Consider the following 19,536-nt stretch of genomic DNA (forward strand, 5'->3'; position numbering starts at 1 on the left):
AACCCAAGAACTGTAGCTGAAAACTACGAATATCAAACCAAGAACCAACATCTCTCCGGATCATCCTGTTGGCCGGATCCAAGTTCCGGCGCACTGATACGAAGTCTGGGCTGAGTTGATCCCAAATCGATTCTCGATTCAAGCGGCAGAGCTGACCGGCACCCTGACTATGCGGAAATTTTTCCAAGCATGCGCCAAGTTCACAAAGCCTTTGTCAGGAAAACCGGCCTGCGACTCATTAGAGGATTGGCCGAAAGGAGTTGTCATCTTTGTTGCGTCTTGGTTCACAATGCCCCGATAGGGGCTTATTGTGGATCGATTGGGCAATATTGAGACCCGGACAGCGGCCCCCGAAGATTTCATCGGATTGAGAAAATGACTGTAATTTTCCCCGTGAGATTAGCATTTCTCTTGTTTACGCTAGGTCAATCGGCGCTCAAGTCAGCCGAAACAGGGAGGAAATTCTGCAACCCTCAGCAAAATATCAGTCAAAGAGTACTTCAGAAAACGCTGCAATTCGTTAATGAAGTGTGAAGAAATTACTTTTGAGGGCGCGGAAACGTATGTTAGCGTTGAAGGAGATTGAAGAAATTGCGCTAACCGGCGAACCAGAGGAACAATTTTGTTACTTGCGCGAATTATTATTATTAACGAGTGAAGTGAGTGTGTTCAACTTGGGCGATTGAGACAAGCTCAAGTGAAGGGGGCAAAACAAAGATACGGGTACAAGGCTTTCGGTTGATCATCTGATCGCGAGCCTTTGGTTTATATAGGACAGCTGAAAGCGGTCTGTGAGTGATCAGTTGGGAGCTGTGGCAATGTTTTGATGCTGCAGGACCCTGTTGGGTAACGATGTACGAGTAATTCTCGACCGGAATTGAGCCGGTGATGAGATAAAGGGGTGAGGTAAATGGTTTCGGGTTTTCATTGCTGGCAAACGCAGATTGTTAGTGAGTTGCGTGCCAATCATCGATTAGTCTTTGGAGACATTGTTGCTTCGTCTTTCTCAGCCGTAGTGGCAATCAATCTTGCGAATGGTGGAACGGTAGCGCAACAGATGGCGCCAGCCATGTTCCCGCTGATGCTCTTGTCCAGCCTGATTGGACTGGCGGTTTTCCCGCTTGCGGGCATGTACCGGCGCCACACACGCTCGACATCACTGCGAGACATTCGTCTGATCCTGCGGGGATCGACAATGTTGGTCCTGTGCCTCATGGCTGCCAGTGCAGTTTTCGAAGTGACCAAGGCTGTACCCTTCGCGGCCTTCATTATTCAGCTTGGCTTGATGATCCTTCTGCTCAGTGCCCTGCGTGTAGTTGCCCGTAGCCGTGAGCTGAATCGCCAGAATGCGCGGTTGATGGCCGAACATCAGGACAAGGTTCCGGTGCTTTTGGTTGGCACGGGTGCAAGTTGTGATCTATTTGTCAGGTCTTTGCGGAATACGCATTCCAAGTATCAGCCGGTGGGCATTATTGACGATGCGCGCAATACCATGGGGCTGTATTTCCACGATGTTCAGATTATCGGATCTCTTCTGGATGCCGATCGCGTGGTCGAGCGGCTTAAAGCCTGGGATCATTTGCCCAGACGCTTGTTCCTGACCGAACCGATCACGCATTTTGAAAGTGACGGCATCCGCAAGCTGACCAGCTGGTGTGAATCCAACGGTATCGCTGTCTCACGCGTGCCGGGTCTTGGGGAAGAAGGCCAGGATGCGGCCAACGGTTGTATTATCAACCCGGAGGAAATTCTCGAGCGGCCACAAAAAGCTGTCGAACGCTCGATGTTGCGCGAGATGTTCCGTGGGCGCCGCGTATTGGTGACCGGTGCCGGTGGTTCGATCGGTAGCGAACTGGCACGTCAGATAGCCTCTTTCGATCCGGCGGAACTGGTGATGATCGACCATTGCGAGTTCAACGCCTATTCCATCGACATGGATTTGTCGCAGAACTTTCCAGATGTTCCCCGGCGGATGTATATCGCAAGCATTCGCAATGCGTCGCGTGTGAATGACATCTTTGAACGTCATCGCCCCGAGCTGGTATTCAATGCCGCAGCGCTGAAGCATGTTCCGATGGTTGAGATGAATCCCTGCGAGGGCGTTTTGACCAATGTGATCGGAACCCGTAACGTCGCGGATGCGGCCCGGAACTATGGTGCCATCGCGATGGTACAGGTTTCCACGGACAAGGCTGTAAACACCACCAATGTGATGGGTGCAACCAAGCGCGTTGCTGAGTTCTACGTTCAGGCGCAGGACCGTGTAACCAACGGAACCGAGGAAGAAACCCGGTTCTTCTCGGTGCGGTTTGGCAATGTTCTGGGGTCGTCGGGCTCGCTGATCCCGCTGTTTCAACGTCAAATCTCGAACGGTGGTCCGCTGACCGTGACTGATCCCCGGATGGAACGGTACTTCATGACCATCCGTGAGGCCGTGCAACTGACTCTGGTTGCGGCCGCAAGCGGGTTGAAAATGGAAAGCAGCCACGGAGAGATTTTCGTTCTGGATATGGGTCGGCCGGTCAAGATCGTGGATTTGGCTGAACGGATGATCCGCCTTGCCGGGCTAAAGCCTTATGAGGATATCGACATCGAATTCATTGGAATTCGTCCAGGCGAAAAGCTGTTCGAGGAATTGTTTGATGCGTCTGAGAAGCGCCACGAATGTGGCATTCCGGGCGTCGGATCCGCGCGGCCCGAGGGCATTCCCGTCGCCCGCCTGCGCGCCATGATCCGGAAACTGGAACAGGCTGCGGCAGAAGGTGACGAACTGGCAGCCAAGCGCCTGCTGAAAGAGCTCGTGCCTGGGTATGGTGCAAATGGCCTGCGTCCGGTTCCGATCTCGGAGTTTTCATCCAAGCCCATTTTCAAAAGCGCTGGCACAAACGCAGCAAATGCGGTCAGTCAGTCTGAAGGAGAAAACCCGGAACTGCTGCCCGCTGGCAGCTGATTTAGCATTGTTTTTTCTGGTGTCGGTTATTTTGCCGAATTTGGTTTCTGTGTTTAATATTTCCGCCGAAAGGGCCAACATTTGATGGCGAGGCTTAATATACGCTCGGCTTTTGCGCCGTCAGAAGAACGTGCGCAGGTGGTACGGTTTCTCTGGGCCGGCCTGATAAACACGGCGTTTGGCTATAGCGTGTTTGCCCTTTTGATTTTTGCGGGCATGCATCCACAGCTTGCGCTTCTGCTTCAGTTTATTTTGGGTGTGATCTGGAATTTTTGTATCCACGCCCGGTTTGTCTTTGGCGTGCAGGGGTACCGCCGTTTCCCGCTATATGCGATGTCTTATGTCGTGCTGTATTTTGTGAATGCGCTGCTTTTGCGCGGTTTGATGCAGGTTGGGCTTGATCCCTATCTGGCACAGGCGGTCGCGTTGGGGCCCGTTGTCATATTGTCTTACCTCATGATTTCGCGTGCGCTTGGCCGGGGTCAGGCAATGGATCGGAGGGGCTGAGATGAGCGATGCGAGAATATCAAGCTTTAAGGGCACCACCCCGTCAAGTACGCGCATGGGTGCTATGCTCGGGATCGTGACCGCTGGTCTGGGGCTTGTGTTGCTGATTGCCGGTTTGTTCGGCCGCCTGATGACCTATGATCTGCGCCGGGATGAGCTGATGTTCGTCCCTCCGGCGCGTTTGCTCGGAGAGTGGGAGCTTTATTCGGACTTCTTCTACAATCACGTCCCTTATTCGGCGTGGTATTACCTTGGGTCCGGCATTCTGTTCGATGAGTTTGGCCTGTTGGGGTCCGCTCGGATCGGCCTGTTTCTGGCCTGGCTTGGATTGATCGCGGCGACTGGCTGGGTAACGCTGCGCTTGTCGGGATCACCGGTTCTCGCTGTCTTTTCAATTATCGGCATTGTGACATGCGAGCTGTTTCTGACCGGTGCCGGTATGGCCGCAACCAACAATCTGTTGCCACTGCCATTTGCGGTCATCGGGCTTGGCCTGTTTTTGATCGAGACGTCAAAGCCCGCGCCGCGATTTTTGACGCTGGTCCTATCGGGCGTCGCATTGTCTATTGCGGCGGGGATGAAGGTCAGTGCGGTACTTTTTATTCCGCCGATTGCTCTTGCCGCATTCTTGTTGCCTGCGGATGTTTCGATGGCACGACGACTGAAAGCCGTGGTCCTGCCGCTGCTGATCGGAGGGTTGATCGCGGCCTTGCCCCTGTTTGCCTTCCTGCTCGCTGATCCGGGCGTCTTTCTGGCGCATGTCTTGGGGTTTCACACCGGACCACATGTCGCCTATTGGGAGGCCAACGCCGCAACAGAACCGGGGCTGGCCCTGAGATTGTCGGGCAAGTTGATGCTGGCCCATTCGGCATGGGTGGCCGGAGTGGGCCTGGTGATGGTTATGGCCATTCTGTCCGTGCTTTGGATTATCCTGCGTGGTGGTGCGCGTGTCGACGAAATGCAGCCCTCGCAACTGCGGCATGGTGGTGTTGTTCTGGCGATCATTATCCTGACTGCCTCAATGGCTTTTGTCCCAACGCCCGGTTTTCCGCAATATTATATCCAGCCTCTGGTCTGTCTGCCTCTGCTGCTCGCGGTTCTGTTTCGTCGGCTTGACCCGCCACGGCGGCACGAGGCAGTGCCTGTGCTTGCGGCAGGTATTGTCTTGATGGTCATCCTGGGACTCCCGCGTATCGGGATGGGCCTGGTCTCGCTGACAGAGCCTTCGAAGTTCACCTCGGCCCGTTTTGCCGGTTCCGGTGCTGTCCTTCGGGATGCGGTGGCAGGCAGTGCACTGCCTGATGGTCCGGTCGCGACTTTGCTGCCGATCTATCCGCTTGAGGCGGGCCTGAGCGTTTATCCAGAATTTGCAACGGGGCCATTCGCTTACCGAATTGCACCCTTCACGGATCCGGAACTTGCCGGCAAATACGTGATGGCAGGCGCCAACGACTTACCGGCCCTGTTTGCAGATAACCCGCCTTCGGCTTTCCTGCTTGGATACGATTCCGTTCTGGAAGCCCCATTGTTGAGCTATGCGCGGGCAAACAACTACCGCCCAGTCGAATTATCAGGTCTGAACAACCGCTACGGCCAAGGTGTGGTATACTTGAAAGCTGCAGGGGCTGAACAATGACCAGTGCCTGCGCGACTCAACCTGCCTATATTTTTCCTGGGCGGGCCCATTCACATGACCATCAATTCTATTGATCGAATAAAGGAAGGATAGACAATGAAAACGGTACTTCTGGCTGGTGGACTAGGCTCGCGTCTGGCCGAAGAAACGGTTTCCATTCCCAAGCCCATGGTTGAAGTGGGCGGGCGTCCGATCATCGCACGCGTGATGGATATCTACAGCCATTTCGGACATCGTGATTTTGTTGTGGCTGCCGGGTACAAAGCATTGCTGCTGAAGCAGTTCTTTGCCAATTATCACCTGATCGCCAACAATATATCGGTATCGTTGGACACTGGGGAATTGCAACTGGTCCCTTCTGCTCCGGGCGGGTGGAATGTGTCAGTGGTCGACACCGGTGCGCATACCATGACCAGTGGTCGTATCCGTCGGCTCAAGGATTGGCTGACTCCTGATGAGCCGTTCATGTGCACCTATTCGGACGGCGTGGGAAATATCGACATCAATGCACTGATTGATTTCCACAAATCACACGGCAAGCTGGCGACCGTAACTGCGGTTCAGCCCCCGGCGCGGTTTGGTAACATCGAGCTCAAGGGCGACAGGGTTGACGCCTTCACAGAAAAGGTCCGCAATCGCGAAACCTGGATCAATGGCGGCTTCTTCGTCTTCGAGCCGGGCGTCTTGGACTATATGGTTGATGACAATGAGCCGCTGGAGCAGACCCCGCTGACCCAGATGGCCCGCGACGGAGAGCTGATGGCCTATCGCCACGATGGGTTTTGGCATCCGATGGACACTCTGCGCGACAGGAATACGCTGGACGGTCTGTGCGAAGGTGAAACGCCGCCCTGGCTTAATTTCAACGAAGGTTCGGGCAAGAGCTACCCAGCTCTGGCGATATGAGGTGAACCGTGAGCGGGCAGGTTAATTCCCAGTTTGACGGCGTTTTTGCCGGCCGCCGTGTTCTTGTGACCGGGCATACCGGATTCAAGGGCGGGTGGATATGTGCCTGGCTGCGGCGTCTGGGTGCAGAGGTCACCGGCCTGTCACTGCCGGCCGAAAAGGGGCACAGCTTCTTTGACGCCTGCGGTGTTGACGGGCTGACCGACAGCCGGATCGCGGATATCCGCGATCGTCAGGCGGTGCTGGATACGCTGTCAGGCGTGGACGCTGAAATCGTGTTCCACATGGCTGCACAGCCTTTGGTGCGCCGGTCTTACAGGGATCCTGCCGAAACCTTTGCGACCAATGTATCTGGAACGGCCCATGTTCTGGATGCCGCTTTGGGGATGCGCTCGTTGAAGGCGGTGGTCGTTGTCACCAGTGACAAATGTTACGACAACAAGGAATGGACCTGGGGCTATCGCGAAAACGATCCGATGGGCGGCAGGGACCCGTATAGCGCCTCGAAAGGCTGTACTGAGCTTGTGGCGCAATCTTATGGTCATTCCTTCTTTTCATCAGCGGATGGGCCGCAACTGGCAACAGTCCGGGCCGGGAATGTATTCGGCGGGGGCGACTGGGGCGAAGACCGGCTGATCCCCGACGTGATCCGCGCATCCGAGGCGGGCGAACCGGTGGTTATCCGCAACCCGCTCAGCGTGCGCCCCTGGCAGCATGTTCTTGAACCGCTGTCGGGCTATCTGGCCTTGGCCGCGCGAATGTATCGGGATGGGCAAAGCTTTGCTGGCGCCTGGAATTTTGGCCCTGATGTGTCGGGGACGGTGGATGTCCGGCAGTTGGCAACCTTGATGCAGGATGCCTGGGGCGACGGGGCCCCGCAGTTTTCGATGGCGTCTGCTGAACAGACATCTGCCGCGCCGCATGAGGCAGGTATTCTTCGACTGGACAGCACTAAGGCGCAAACGGGATTGGGTTGGCGTCCGCAACTGACATTGCCCGAAGCCGTTCGCCTGACAGTAGACTGGTACAAGGCCCATGCCGCCGGTGCGGAGATGGGTGGGATCACAAACAATCAGATCGGGTTCTACAGTGACCTGATGTCTTCACGGGATTTCGACCGGGCTCCGGTCGCCGCGCAATAGCGAGTTATTGAGGAGAAAAGAATAATGCGAGTGAATTACGGTCAAACCGTGCATGGCCAGGAAGAGATCGACGCGGTTGTCGAAGTTCTGAAAACGTCCACCCAGATGGGCCCCAAAGTGCGCGAGATGCAGGAAAAAGTGGCTGCTTTGTTTTCCAAACGCCACGGCATCATGGTGAACTCGGGGTCATCGGCGAACTATCTCGCGGTCGAGATTCTGGACTTGCCAAAGGGCAGCGAAGTTATCACTCCGGCCCTGACTTTTGCCACGACGGTTGCTCCGCTTGTCCGTCAGGGCCTGATCCCGACCTTTGTGGATGCCGCGGTCGGGACCTATAATATCGACGTAGACGCGATCGAACGCATGATTACGCCAAATACATCTGCCGTCATGATCCCGTCACTGATCGGAAACCTGCCAGATTGGCGCCGTATCCGCGAGCTGGCCGATGCGCATGGTCTGAAGGTAATTGAAGACAGCGCTGACACGCTGGGCGCAACCATCGACGGTACAAGCACGGGCGTCTATTCCGACGTCTCTACCACCAGCTTTTACGGCAGCCACGTCATCAATGGCGCCGGGAATGGCGGCATGTTGTGCGTGAATGACGAAGAGCTTGGCCGCAAGGCGCTTTTGCTGAGGTCCTGGGGGCGGTCGTCCTCGCTGTTTGTGGAATCCGAGGCCATCGAGAACCGGTTCAACGTCAAACTGGACGGGATCGAGTATGATGCCAAATTTCTGTTCGAGGATCTTGGCTATAACGTTGAACCTTCGGAAATCAGCGCGGCATTCGGGTTGGTGCAGCTGAGCAAACTGGACAACAACATCCGCGTGCGCGAAGAGGCCTTCGCTGCTCATCGCGCCTTTTTTGCCCGCTATGAAGACTGGTTCATCCTGCCTGAACAACTGCCGAACTCGCGCACCGGGTGGCTGGCCTTCCCGCTGACATTGCGCGAAGGTGCCCCATTCACGCGGCGCGAGATGCAGATATTCCTTGAGACTTCAGACATTCAAACTCGGCCTGTCTTTACCGGAAACATTCTGCGTCAGCCTGCCATGAAGCAAGTAGAATACCGAGCAGATCCCGCGGGCTATCCCAATTCCGATGCGGTTATGCGCGGGGGTATCCTGCTGGCTTGTCACCATGGTCTGATACAAGCGCAAATCGATTATATGCATGCAAAATTTGAAGAATTTGCATTGAAATTCCAAGGAGCACTGGTCTGATGAACGATCAAAGCATCAATACGTCTGTTCGCACGACCTGCCGTACCTGCCGGTCTACCAACCTTATGCTTGTGCTGCCGATGGGCGATCACCCGCCCGCCAATATGTTCGCACGGCCCGAGCAAAAGGATGTTCCGCAACCGGCTTTCCCGCTGAATACTCAGGCCTGTTTGGATTGTGGCTTGATCCAGGTTGCAGATCAGGTGCCTGCTGATTTCTTTACGGACTATCTTTATGTCCCGTCCGGTGCGGCAACAATGCACACGCATTTCGCCGAACTCGCCTCGGTCGCGGTAGAGCGTGCGCAAGGTGGGTTGATCATTGATATCGGTTGTAATGACGGGCTGATGCTGTCCCATGCCAACGATCAGGGCGGGCGCACATTGGGCATCGACCCGGCGGCCAACCTTGCCAAGATTGCCGGCGAACGGGGCGTTCGGGTCCATGTGGACTTTTTCAACCGCGCCACTGCGCAGCAGATTCGTGAAACCGAAGGGCCGGCCAGCGTCATCACGACGACCAATACCTTCAACCATATAGACGATCTGCACGGCTTTACCGAAGGTGTTCTGGACCTCTTGACAGATGACGGCGTCTTCATCATCGAAGTGCCTTGGGGCAAGATGATCCTCGAGACCAACGAGTTCGACAATGTCTATCACGAACATGTCTCTGAACTGAGCCTTCTGTCCGTCGTCAAGCTGGGCCAGTCCGTTGGGCTCGATGTAGTGGATGTCACAAAACTGCCGGTTCATGGCGGTTCGATGCGCGTGTTCATGCAACCCGCCGCGCTGAACAAAACCCCGGCGCCGATTGTTGCTGATATGCTGGCTGACGAAGATGCCGCGGGCATGACCAACAAAGAGGCATACGAAGCATTTGCCGAGCGTGTTCACGCGATGCAGGAAAGCCTTGTTTCCATGCTGGCCGACCTCAAGGCATCGGGTAAAACGATCGCTGGCTACGGCGCGCCCGCCAAGGGCAACACGTTGCTGAACTATTTTGATATCGGCACGGAAACGCTGGATTTTCTGGTTGATCGGAACACGTTAAAGCAGGGCCTGTATTCGCCCGGTAAGCTTATTCCTGTTCTGGCACCCGAAGCGGTCATGGAACGCAAACCTGATTACCTGCTGGTTTTGGCTTGGAATTTCTTTGATGAAATCCGCGAGCAGATGGCTGATTTCGAAGCCGCTGGCGGCAAGTTCATCGTGCCTTTGCCAATGCCAGTAGTTATTCCCTGAAGGGAAAACAATGACGCGCGTACTGATCACCGGAGCCAGCGGATTCATCGGCTCTCATCTGGCTCGGGCCTGTTTGGTCCGGGGCGATGAGGTCGCTGTGCTTACGCGGCCGGGTTCCTCTCTGGACCGTTTGCAAGGTGCTTCGGGAATCCGCGTTTTCACTGATGGTTATTCGGATGTTGCCGCGATCAAACGCGTCGCGAATGCGTTCCGACCCCAGGTAGTTCTGCACACCGCCGCGCAGACAAAATTTGCCGAGACTGATGACCTGGCAGATCTGAATGCCAGTATTTTGCAAAATCTCTCGACGCTGGTTGCGATCCTGTCCGCTTTGGCCATCTGTGATCAGCCGCCCGATGCGTTTGTGCGCACCGGATCCATTGCGGAATATGGTGATATCAAGCTGCCCTATGTCGAAACTTCGCGAGAGAACCCGCGAAATTCCTATGGCGCCTCTCTGGTGGCCGGAACGCAATATATTGAAATGGCTCAGCCCCGGCTGCCGTTCAAGGCTGTTACGGCTCGGTTGGCGCTGACCTATGGTCCCGGACAGTCAGAAGATTTCTTCATACCCCATGCCATTGGCCGCCTGTTGCGGAAAGCCCCGGTTTTCCTTCATCGTCCACATGATCGGCGTGATCTGATACATATTGACGACATAGTCGAAGCGCTGCTTCTGATTGCTGACGCGCCGGACAAGGCGGGGTCGGTCATTAATGTTGTCACCGGCGATGCTCCGGATATGGCCGCGGTCGCAAGAGAGTTGCAGGTGTTGACCGGAGCAGCTCCGGATATGGTTTCCTCTGCGCCGCCGAAGTATGACCCGATATTGTTGGTTTCGGATCCTTCACAGATGGCGGAACGTTATGGCTGGTCGGCAAAAATCGCTTTGCGTGAAGGCCTTGAAAGGACGGTTCAATGGACAAAACAGTCACAACAAGCGGAGATGAACGCGTGACTTTGGTTTCAATCCTGATCCCCGCTTTGAACGAAGAAGATAACGTTCGCACGGCCTATGAACGTGTGACCAAAGTGTTTGACGATCTGCCCTCTTATGAGCCCGAGATCATTTTCACTGACAACCATTCCACGGATCGTACATTTGAAATCCTGTCGGATATTGCTGCTGCTGATCCCCGTGTCCGGGTTATCCGGTTTGCCCGCAATATGGGATATCAGTCATCAGTTCTGACGGCCTATCGATCCGCAAACGGGGCCTGTTCGATCCAACTGGATTGCGACATGCAGGACCCGCCCGAGCTGATCCCGCAGATGCTGGATACCTGGCGGCAGGGATATCACGTGGTTTACGGCATTCGCCGTAGCCTGCCGGACGGACCCATCGTCGCTGCCGCGCGGCGCGGCTTTTATGCGTTGATCGACATGATCAGCAATGATGATTTGCCGAGAAATGCGGGCGAGTTTCGGCTGACTGACCGGCGTATTCTGGACGAGCTGCGCCGGGTCGATGATCGCTCTCCTTATGTTCGCGGGTTAATCAGTGGGATGGGTTTCCGCCAGATCGGCTTTGAATATGATCGCAATGCGCGCACCGCTGGCGAGTCGAAATTTCCGTTTCGGGCCATGCTGTCGCTTGCTGTCGACGGGTTGATCAACCACTCGCTTCTGCCCTTGCGCCTTGCCTCGATGATCAGTCTGACGGTTGGCACAGGGACGTTTTTGCTGATGATCGGATATGTGATCGGCAAGCTGTTCTTTGGCCAGAACTGGCCGGGCGGTTTTGCCACGACCACCATCCTGTTGCTGCTGTCGATGACCTTGAATGCGATGTTCCTGGGAATAATGGGCGAATATATTGGGCGGATTTTCCTGCAGTCCAAAGACTTGAACCGACCCATTGTCGAACAAGAGTTGAACCGTCCGGAAACTCTGGATCTGGTACAGCAAGCTGATCGTGTAAAAAGCGCCGCTGAGTGAAAAATGAAACTATTATTGGTGCAAGCTGGGTTCGGAGCAGGCGGTGCGGAAAAGATAGCCGCAATGATCGCCGCGCATCGGATCTCGGCCGGGGACGAGGTTCACGTCGCCGGGATGGCGACAGAGGATTCTGGTTCCTACTTCGCCTATCCTGAGTGCGCGCATTTGCACATGATTCAGCCGCTAAAGATTTCGCGGCGACTGACGCAGGCACGGCGCTACTTGCATATTCGCAAGGTCATCCGGGCTGTGCGTCCCGATCTGATCATCTCGTTTCTGACCAAGGTGAATGTGCTGACCATGTTGGCCGCGCGTGGAACCGGGGTGCCGGTTGTAATTTCCGAGCGGAACAATCCACTGGTCCAAAGCGGAAATCCCATGTGGCTGAAAGCGGTGAACAGGCTTGCGCGGGGGGCGTCCGGAATTGTCATGCAGACCGAACGTGCGCGTTTGGATTTGCCTGCGGACCTGATCCCAAAGGCCAGTGTAATCCCCAATCCATGTGCTCCGCTGGGGGGGATCCACATCGGGTCCGGACAGACCCGGCTTGTGGCTGTCGGGCGTTTGGATCGTCAAAAGGGGTTCGATATGCTGCTGCGGGCAATGCCCGAAGTGCTGCGCGACAACCCAGACATCCGGTTGACGATCTTTGGCGAGGGCCCAGAGCGCGACGCGTTGGAACAGCAGATCTCTGCTGCGAATTTATCGGATGTAGTATCATTGCCCGGCGCCAGCCCAAAACCCGGAGACTGGATGCAAGACGCGGATATTCTTGTATTCCCGTCTCGCTTTGAAGGGTTCCCGAATGTAGTTGCCGAGGCCACGGTCACAGGTCTGCCGGTCATATCGTTCGATTGCGCCTATGGGCCACGGGAATTGATCCGCGACAGGGAAAACGGATTGCTTGTTCCGGCCGAGGATGTTGCCGGTCTGACCAAGGCGATTTTCAGCCTGTCAAAGGATGATGCCTTACTGCATAAAATGCGTCAGAATGCGCGCCATAACAGGGAATGGCTGGAACCGCAGCACGTCCTGTCGGACTGGGATTCTTTGATTGCCAATGTGCAAATCGGAGTTGCTGCCAAAGCCGGCACGGCTAAAGGTCTGACAGAACTTCTGTAAGCTGGTCTAAGCTGGTGACCGTGGCATATGCGGTATGCTGGGTACTGGGTGGAATAGGATCATGAACCGCTCCGGGCCGGAGGATTTGAACCGTCCGCCAGCCTCGGGCATTCGGGGTGATAAAATCCTTGGCCGGATTGTCCGCGACATAGACCATTCTGCGCGGGTTTTGCGCGGCCAATTCCATCTCTTCATAGGCGCGGGGATGCGGTTTCCCGTAGCCATCCGGCCAGGCGCCGGTCGGGCGGATATGCGCAATAAAGCGGTCCAGATCCAGCGCGGCGATCTTGTTGCGCTGCATCTTTTCGGGCCCGTCGGTGATCAACCCCATCGGCTGATCTGCGTTTGTCAAAAACCGCTCGGCGTCTTCGCACAGCGAAATGAGGGGCGGGTGTGATCGGTATTTGCTGATCAGGTCCTGTATGAAAGAATCGGTCGCATCAAGGCCGGTCTGCGCGCAAGCCACATTGAATATGCGTCGTCTTTCCCCCTCATTGTACGCGGCCTGACACCGTTGTCCGAACCCTTCAGTGCCGGTTTTTTCGTGGACCCAACCGTTCAGCCAGTTATAGCCGCTAAAGGCAAAATCTCGCTCCAGATACAGGGTGTCGTCCAGATCAAATACCAGCATCAGCCCTGATACACCGCACTGTCATATCGCATCATTTTCACACCATCGCGCCAGTTGTTATTGGCGGTTGACGGTAATTCGGCAACCTCTTCCAAAAGCCACTGTGCGAACTGTGCGCCCGCATGATCGGCCAGAGGGTAGCCACCCCCGAAACGCGCATTGATCTCAAGCACTGCGGGGCCATGTTCTGGGTCATCGATGATCTGAAAACAGGCGACACCGCGCAGATCGGGCAGGGCCTGTGCAATGCCTTCGGCGATGGTTTGCAGATCATTGCGTCGCCTGGTTTCACCCTTTTCAACCTCACCGGCGCGAATTTGAATGCGCAGATGCGGGATCACAGTGCAGAGCTGACCCGAGGCATCTACAAACATGTTGATTGTGTATTCCGGTCCGTTCAGCTTGTCCTGAAAGATCATCGGTTCGGGGAATTCAGAGGGGACATCAGCGAGGGTTTCGAATACATCCAGCCCCCGGCTTGCACTGCCGCCACTTGGCTTTGCAAAGATGGGCCAACTGATGTCCTGTGGCCGCTCTAGCAATTCCTGATGATCCAATGTGCGCGGAACAGGAACCCCGGCTTCGGACAGTTTCTGGATTGTCAGGCGCTTGTCCCGGACAACCTCAATCACGTTCACCGGCGAGACATGGACTCGCGCGCCCAGATTGGCAAAGGCGGGCGCGGCCTGTGCCAGGGGCATCAGTTCCGGGTCGATTGTGGGGATCACCAAGCTGACTCCGTGTTGACGCACAATCTCGAGGATCGAGGTTGCATAGTCGGGGCTGTCACATCGCGGCACGGCGGCGGCGTGATCGGCAAGCGCGCAAGCCGCGCTTTCATCTGGGTTCAGGTCGCAGGCGATGATGGTCAGGTCAACATCCAGACGTTCCGCAGCCGCCCTGAAGCATTGCAGCAGGCCAACACGGCGACCCGCCGACGTAATCAGGATTGCCAGACATTTTCGCGCCATCGAAAACTCACCAATTCATAAACAATTATACGTGCTTAACCTAGCACAGGGTGTCTTGCCCTGTGAACGGGGTAGGGGTGAGTTTGCCTCAATATTGTTTTGAGTTGCGGCAATCCGACAGTGCGGACCCTGCCAGAGATATGCAGCAGTGCGGTTCAATGAAAATCCCGGCTTGGAAACAGCCGCTTTGCCTGATCCCGTGGGTGCATTGCCCTGGCAGGATAGCGGGATTTCTTCGGTGTATCATCAGTGCGGGACCCTTCGGTGCTTAGGACCTCTGGTTGCGGGTGCCCCAATTCGGAAAGCTTATGTGACATGTCCTGAACGTCCTGGGCGATCAGGTGCACGATAATCCCTTCACGCTGCAGATACCCTGTGATCCGCAGCAGGCGCCCGCCCATCACGGCCCGGCGGAAACGCTCATAAACCTTGGGCCAGACCACCACATTGCTGACCCCGGTTTCATCCTCTAGCGTCAGGAAAATTATGCCCGACGCCGTGCCCGGCCGCTGACGGGTGATAACCAGACCACAAACGCTGTGCCGCCCCAGGGGCACCTCTAGCAAGGCGACATGTGTGGTCAGCCCTGGCAGAGAGGGGCGCAGCAGTTCCATCGGGTGGGCCCGCAGGGTCAGGCGGGTGGCAACATAATCCTCGACCACCTCTTCGCCCAGCTGCATGGCGGGCAGGTTGACCGGGGGTTCGTGAACCGTTTCCCCGTCAATCGGATCATTGAACAAGGGCAGAGGTTTGGGGCTTTGAATGGCTTTGACCTGCCAGAGTGCATCGCGCCGGGTCAGCCCCATATCGGAAAAAGCGTCTGCCTCGGCCAAGCGCGTCAGTACATCAGGCCGCAGCCCCGCACGCAGCCACAGCGCCTCTGGATCCTGATATCCATTGCCGCGGGCGGCCTCAATCCAGCCGGCGTCTTCTTCCCTGAACCCCTTGATCTGGCGGAATCCCAGCCGCAGCGCCAGCGCGCCATCGGGGCGGCGTTCCAGTATATTGTCCCACTCGGAATGATTGACGCAGATGGGGCGGATTTCGACCCCATGCTCGCGGGCGTCGCGCACGATCTGAGCGGGCGCGTAAAACCCCATGGGTTGAGAGTTCAAAAGCGCGCAGGCAAAGATCGCCGGGTGATGGCGTTTCAGCCAGGCGGAGACATAGGCAAGCATGGCAAAGGCCGCCGCATGGCTTTCCGGGAACCCGTAATCGGCAAAGCCTTCGATCTGGGAAAAACACTGCTCGGCCACTTTGATGTCATAGCCGTTGCCCAGCATCCCATTGATGAATTTATCCCGGAATGTGCCGATTGTGCCCATTCGCCGGAACGTAGCCAATGAGCGGCGCAGATGGTCGGCCTCTTCCGCCGTGAATCCGGCCCCGACCACGGCAATCTGCATGGCCTGTTCCTGAAACAGGGGGACGCCCAATGTGCGCGCTGTCACCTGTTCCAGTTCCGGGCCAAAGGGTTCGGGGTTTTCCAGCCCATTGCGTCGCCGGATATAGGGCTTCACCATATCCCCTTGAATGGGGCCAGGGCGCACAATAGCAACTTCGATTATCAGGTCATAAAGCTCGCGGGGGCGCATCCGGGGCAGGAAATTCATCTGCGCCCGACTTTCGACCTGAAAGACGCCGATCGCATCCGCCCGGCAGAGCATGTCATATGTGGCGGTGTCGTCCTGAGGCACCTTGGCGATGCTCAGGGTCTGGCCTTCATGCTGTTGCAGCAGGCTAAAGGATTTGCGCAGACAACTGAGCATACCAAGCCCCAGCACATCGACTTTCAGGATGTTCAGAGCATCAATGTCATCTTTGTCCCAGCAGATGACGGTGCGGTTTTCCATTGCGGCATTTTCAATCGGGCAAAGCTCGTCCAGGCGTCCTTTGGTGATCACAAAACCACCAACATGCTGGGACAGATGGCGGGGAAAGCCGATGATTTCGCCAATCAGATGAATGGTTTGCATGAGGCGCCGGTCGCTGAGGTCCAGCCCCAGCTCGCGAATACGGTCCAGATCAACGCCGCCATTGCTCATGCCCCAGATCTGGCTCGACAGCCCAGCGGTTACATCCTGCGACAGCCCCATGACCTTGCCCACCTCGCGAATGGCTGCACGGGTGCGGAAATGGATGACAGTTGCGCAAAGACCAGCACGTTCGCGGCCATATTTCTCGTAAATCCACTGGATCACCTCTTCACGCCGCTCATGCTCGAAATCGACATCAATATCCGGCGGCTCGCCCCGGTATCTGGATACGAACCGTTCAAAGACCATGGCGATCTGGTCGGGGCTGACATCCGTGATGCCCAAGAGGTAACAGAGCACCGAATTGGCCGCGGACCCGCGCCCCTGACACAGAATGCCCTGCGACCGGGCATATTGTACGATGTCATGTACAGTCAGGAAATAAGCGGGAAACTGCAGATCCGCGACCACCGCCAGTTCCTTGCGCATCAGCCCGACCACCGTGTCGGGCGGCCCTTCGGGGTACCGGCGCTGCAACCCTTCGTGTGCCAGACGTTCCAGACGCGTTTGCGGATGTTCCCCGCTTGCAATCTCATCGGGGTATTCATACGAAAGCTCCGCCAGATCAAAGCTGCACCTGTCGGCAATCTCCATCGTGCGCCGCAAGGCGCTGGGGTGATGGCGGAACAGCCGGACCAGATCCTGGCCGGATTTGAGGCGGCGTTCGGCATTGGGCAATGCGCGGGTGCCGATCTGATCAATCGTGATGTTTTCACGCATGCAGGTCAGGATATCGGCCAGTTGCTTGCGGTGGGCGCGGTGCATCAGCACATCCCCGACCGCCACCATGGGGGCGCAGCTTTTCTGCGCCAGTTGGGCGCATTCGGCCAGATAGGTCTGATCGCTGCCGTCATAGCGTGGCACTGCACCCAGAAAAACATGATTGGGAAATCGTCGCCGCACGGTTTGAATATCCGATGCGGCCTCTGACAGGGTGGTCTGGGGCAGGGCGATCAGGATCATGCCCTTGCAGGCCGTCAGCATGTCTTGCGTATAGAGCTCGCAATCACCCTTATCCGCACGCCGCTTGCCCAACGTCAGCAGGCGGGCCAAGCGTTTGTAGGCTGCCAGATCACAGGGCAACGCCACCCAATCTACCGCACTGTCGCGCAGCAGCAGCCGGCAGCCGGTAATCAGTTTAGGCAGAACAGTGCAGTCCGGTTTCGGAAGCGCCTGCCTGTGGCCAACCTCTTGCCGGGAAGAGGCATCAACACGATGTTCGGATCTGATTTGAAGGGGCTGTTTGGTCTGCCGCTTAAGCTCTCGCAGTGCCGACCATGCGCGCACAACCCCTGCCAATGAATTGTGATCCGTGATGGCTATTGCCGACAATCCCAGCTCGGCGGCGCGCAGGACGAGCTCTTCGGGGTGGGAGGCCCCGGTCAGAAAGGTGAAATTCGTGGTGACGCACAGTTCGGCATACCCCAGCCCCTGTGCATGGGGTTTTGGCATGTGGCGATGCAGGGCGTCTATCGGGCGGTTTGCGGCGATCATGCGAACTCTCCCTGTACAAACCAGCCCGGATTCTGAGGCGTGTAAAACAGCCAGAGCCTGCGCCCCTGCGTGGTTTCCACTCGCCAGTAATCCCGCAGACCGGACCGCCAGCTTTCATCCTGATGCCACCACTCGGGCGCGATGCGTTCGGGGCCCGTGGCATGGCCGGTTGTCAGGGACATACGTCTCCAGCGGAACCGCGCGGGCGGATGCGGGCCGGTTGCCGCAATAGGTTCGGGTGGAAACAGGTAGAGCGGGCGTGGGTTCAGGATGCTCCAGCCGCTGGAGGGGTTGGAATAGGCGGCGGCCGCGATGATGAAACTGTGTTCGGGAATATGGCTGTCCGCAGGTAGGAAACGCTGTATGTTTTCAAGCCCGACCCGGGTGCCCAGCCGGGTGATCAGGTCATCCAGCCGGCTCTTGCTGTGGTCCGACACATGGCTGATTTGTTGTACTGGCAGCGCTTCAACCCCGGTGGCCTCCAACCGCATTTGATCAATGCCAAAACCGGCATCTATTTCCCCCAAACCGCGTTCGAACAAAGACAGGATACGCTGAGGATCGCGCAGAGGTCGGGCCAGACGCAGTTCAACCTGCTGGCAGTCCTGGTCCACCCGACGCAATGTCATGCAAAGTTTCCGGGCGCCCATCTCTTGCGCCTTCAGCTTGGTGCAGAGCTGGGCCAACAGCCGTTCGGTACCAGCCATCACGTCCGACAGTAATCCGATGGAGTCCGGCAGGGTCATGCGCACCGCGTAATGGGGGGGATCGGACAGCGGCGTGATTGCTTCGGGTTGCGCGCCCAGAGCCTGATCCAGCCTGAGCAGCAGACCGGGACCAAAACGCCGTGTCAGCGGTGCGCGCGGTGCTGCCGCCAATGTACCAATTTTGCGCAGGCCCATGCGCTGTAAGGCGACCGAGGTCTTCTCATCCAGACGCAAGGCCGCCACCGGCAGCGACTTTAGGGCCGTCAGCATATTGCCAGAGGCTGCGACCCCCTCGTTATAACGGGCAAGCGCCCAAGCCGCACCGCGCGTATCCCCCAACCCGATCTGCACCCAGAGCCCTGCGCGCGCAAACCGTCCGCGCATATCAGCCAACATCGCCTCTTCGCCGCCAAAGAGATGGGCTGACCCGGTGACGTCAAGCACCAGCCCATCCTCGCCTTCCATCCCCACCCAGGGGCAATAGCGCGTTGCCCAGCGACGCAGGATGTGCAGGAAACGCATATCGGCCTGAGGATCGGCTGTGCAGCTTTGCAAAGCGGGGCAAAAGGCGCGCGCATCCGCATAGGACATGCCCTGATGCAGCCCCTGTTCCGCAGCCTGAGCGTTCAGACAATAAATACGATTGGCATTCTGTTGTTTGAGCGTCAGGACAAAGGGCCCATTCACCAGGCGTCGACGCAGAACCCGGTCGCTTGCCAACCGAGGAAACCACAATGAAACGACGCGACGCTGCATTCCATCGAACATGCCAGATACCAATATGTTCTTGATTTGTTCTTTTTATGCTTCCGCTTTTACAGAGTCGAGTCTTTTGGATCAAACGCCGGCAGATAGTACCACCGGGACTAAGTTGTTTCGGCTTCGAAGGGAAGGTCGGCCCTTTTAGGCATCAAACCGCGGCAGCCATTATTCGGACTCTCATTCCTGTCGCAAAAATCTTTGGATCTTGAAAAAAGACAGGGCCGGTCCAAAGACCGGCCCTGCGACTGTTCATATGTATCGGT

14 protein-coding genes are annotated in these 19,536 nt (G+C 56.7%); 10 read left to right on the top strand and 4 right to left on the bottom strand.

Annotation, left to right across the window (positions count from 1 at the left end; all coding sequences use genetic code 11):
* Positions 1–1,015: 1,015 nt before the first annotated feature.
* The 10 genes from FN806_RS08875 to FN806_RS08920 all read left to right on the top strand — a co-directional run bounded on the left by FN806_RS08875 (position 1,016) and on the right by FN806_RS08920 (position 12,672).
* On the top strand, positions 1,016–2,950 hold the full coding sequence (locus FN806_RS08875; protein WP_185956665.1) for a polysaccharide biosynthesis protein: 1,935 nt from the start codon (positions 1,016–1,018) through the stop codon (positions 2,948–2,950).
* Between the two features lie 84 nt (positions 2,951–3,034).
* On the top strand, positions 3,035–3,457 hold the full coding sequence (locus FN806_RS08880) for a GtrA family protein (protein WP_142636218.1): 423 nt from the start codon (positions 3,035–3,037) through the stop codon (positions 3,455–3,457).
* Between the two features lies 1 nt (position 3,458).
* Complete coding sequence (locus FN806_RS08885; RefSeq protein WP_142636220.1) at positions 3,459–5,093, top strand: hypothetical protein; 1,635 nt, start codon at positions 3,459–3,461, stop codon at positions 5,091–5,093.
* A gap of 96 nt (positions 5,094–5,189) precedes the next feature.
* The gene (gene rfbF / locus FN806_RS08890) at positions 5,190–5,999 is read left to right on the top strand and encodes a glucose-1-phosphate cytidylyltransferase (RefSeq protein WP_142636222.1); all 810 of its coding nucleotides are present in this window, start codon (positions 5,190–5,192) and stop codon (positions 5,997–5,999) included.
* A gap of 8 nt (positions 6,000–6,007) precedes the next feature.
* Positions 6,008–7,141 carry a CDP-glucose 4,6-dehydratase gene (rfbG, locus tag FN806_RS08895; protein ID WP_142636225.1) on the top strand — a complete coding sequence of 378 codons (1,134 nt, stop codon included), beginning with the start codon at positions 6,008–6,010 and terminating at the stop codon, positions 7,139–7,141.
* A gap of 24 nt (positions 7,142–7,165) precedes the next feature.
* A complete protein-coding gene (locus tag FN806_RS08900) occupies positions 7,166–8,368 on the top strand; it encodes a DegT/DnrJ/EryC1/StrS family aminotransferase (protein ID WP_142636227.1) in 1,203 nt (400 codons plus the stop codon).
* Positions 8,368–9,612 carry a class I SAM-dependent methyltransferase gene (locus tag FN806_RS08905; protein WP_142636229.1) on the top strand — a complete coding sequence of 415 codons (1,245 nt, stop codon included), beginning with the start codon at positions 8,368–8,370 and terminating at the stop codon, positions 9,610–9,612. The genes FN806_RS08900 and FN806_RS08905 overlap by 1 nt, the downstream gene beginning before the upstream one ends.
* A gap of 10 nt (positions 9,613–9,622) precedes the next feature.
* The gene (locus FN806_RS08910) at positions 9,623–10,570 is read left to right on the top strand and encodes an NAD-dependent epimerase/dehydratase family protein (RefSeq protein ID WP_142636231.1); all 948 of its coding nucleotides are present in this window, start codon (positions 9,623–9,625) and stop codon (positions 10,568–10,570) included.
* The gene (locus tag FN806_RS08915) at positions 10,531–11,550 is read left to right on the top strand and encodes a glycosyltransferase family 2 protein (RefSeq protein ID WP_185956666.1); all 1,020 of its coding nucleotides are present in this window, start codon (positions 10,531–10,533) and stop codon (positions 11,548–11,550) included. Before FN806_RS08910 ends, FN806_RS08915 begins: the two co-directional genes overlap by 40 nt.
* Before the next feature lie 3 nt (positions 11,551–11,553).
* A complete protein-coding gene (locus FN806_RS08920; RefSeq protein WP_142636233.1) occupies positions 11,554–12,672 on the top strand; it encodes a glycosyltransferase family 4 protein in 1,119 nt (372 codons plus the stop codon).
* On the opposite strand, the gene FN806_RS08925 is transcribed toward FN806_RS08920, so the two are convergent.
* The 4 genes from FN806_RS08925 to FN806_RS08940 form a co-directional block, all read right to left on the bottom strand.
* Positions 12,647–13,303 (bottom strand): HAD family hydrolase, encoded by a 657-nt coding sequence (locus FN806_RS08925; protein WP_142636235.1) that lies wholly within the window; start codon positions 13,301–13,303, stop codon positions 12,647–12,649. The two genes, FN806_RS08920 and FN806_RS08925, sit on opposite strands and share 26 nt — an antisense overlap.
* Complete coding sequence (locus FN806_RS08930; protein WP_221929479.1) at positions 13,303–14,274, bottom strand: ATP-grasp domain-containing protein; 972 nt, start codon at positions 14,272–14,274, stop codon at positions 13,303–13,305. The genes FN806_RS08925 and FN806_RS08930 overlap by 1 nt, the downstream gene beginning before the upstream one ends.
* 155 nt (positions 14,275–14,429) lie before the next feature.
* Entirely contained in the window at positions 14,430–17,804 is a 3,375-nt protein-coding gene (locus FN806_RS08935; RefSeq protein WP_142636238.1) for an error-prone DNA polymerase, read from the bottom strand.
* Positions 17,801–19,279, bottom strand: coding sequence for a Y-family DNA polymerase (locus tag FN806_RS08940; RefSeq protein ID WP_142636239.1), 1,479 nt, complete (start codon positions 19,277–19,279; stop codon positions 17,801–17,803). Before FN806_RS08940 ends, FN806_RS08935 begins: the two co-directional genes overlap by 4 nt.
* Positions 19,280–19,536 lie beyond the last annotated feature (257 nt).

The organism is Ruegeria faecimaris (genome assembly GCF_900182615.1).
In the GTDB taxonomy this organism is placed as follows: Bacteria; Pseudomonadota; Alphaproteobacteria; order Rhodobacterales; family Rhodobacteraceae; genus Ruegeria; species Ruegeria faecimaris.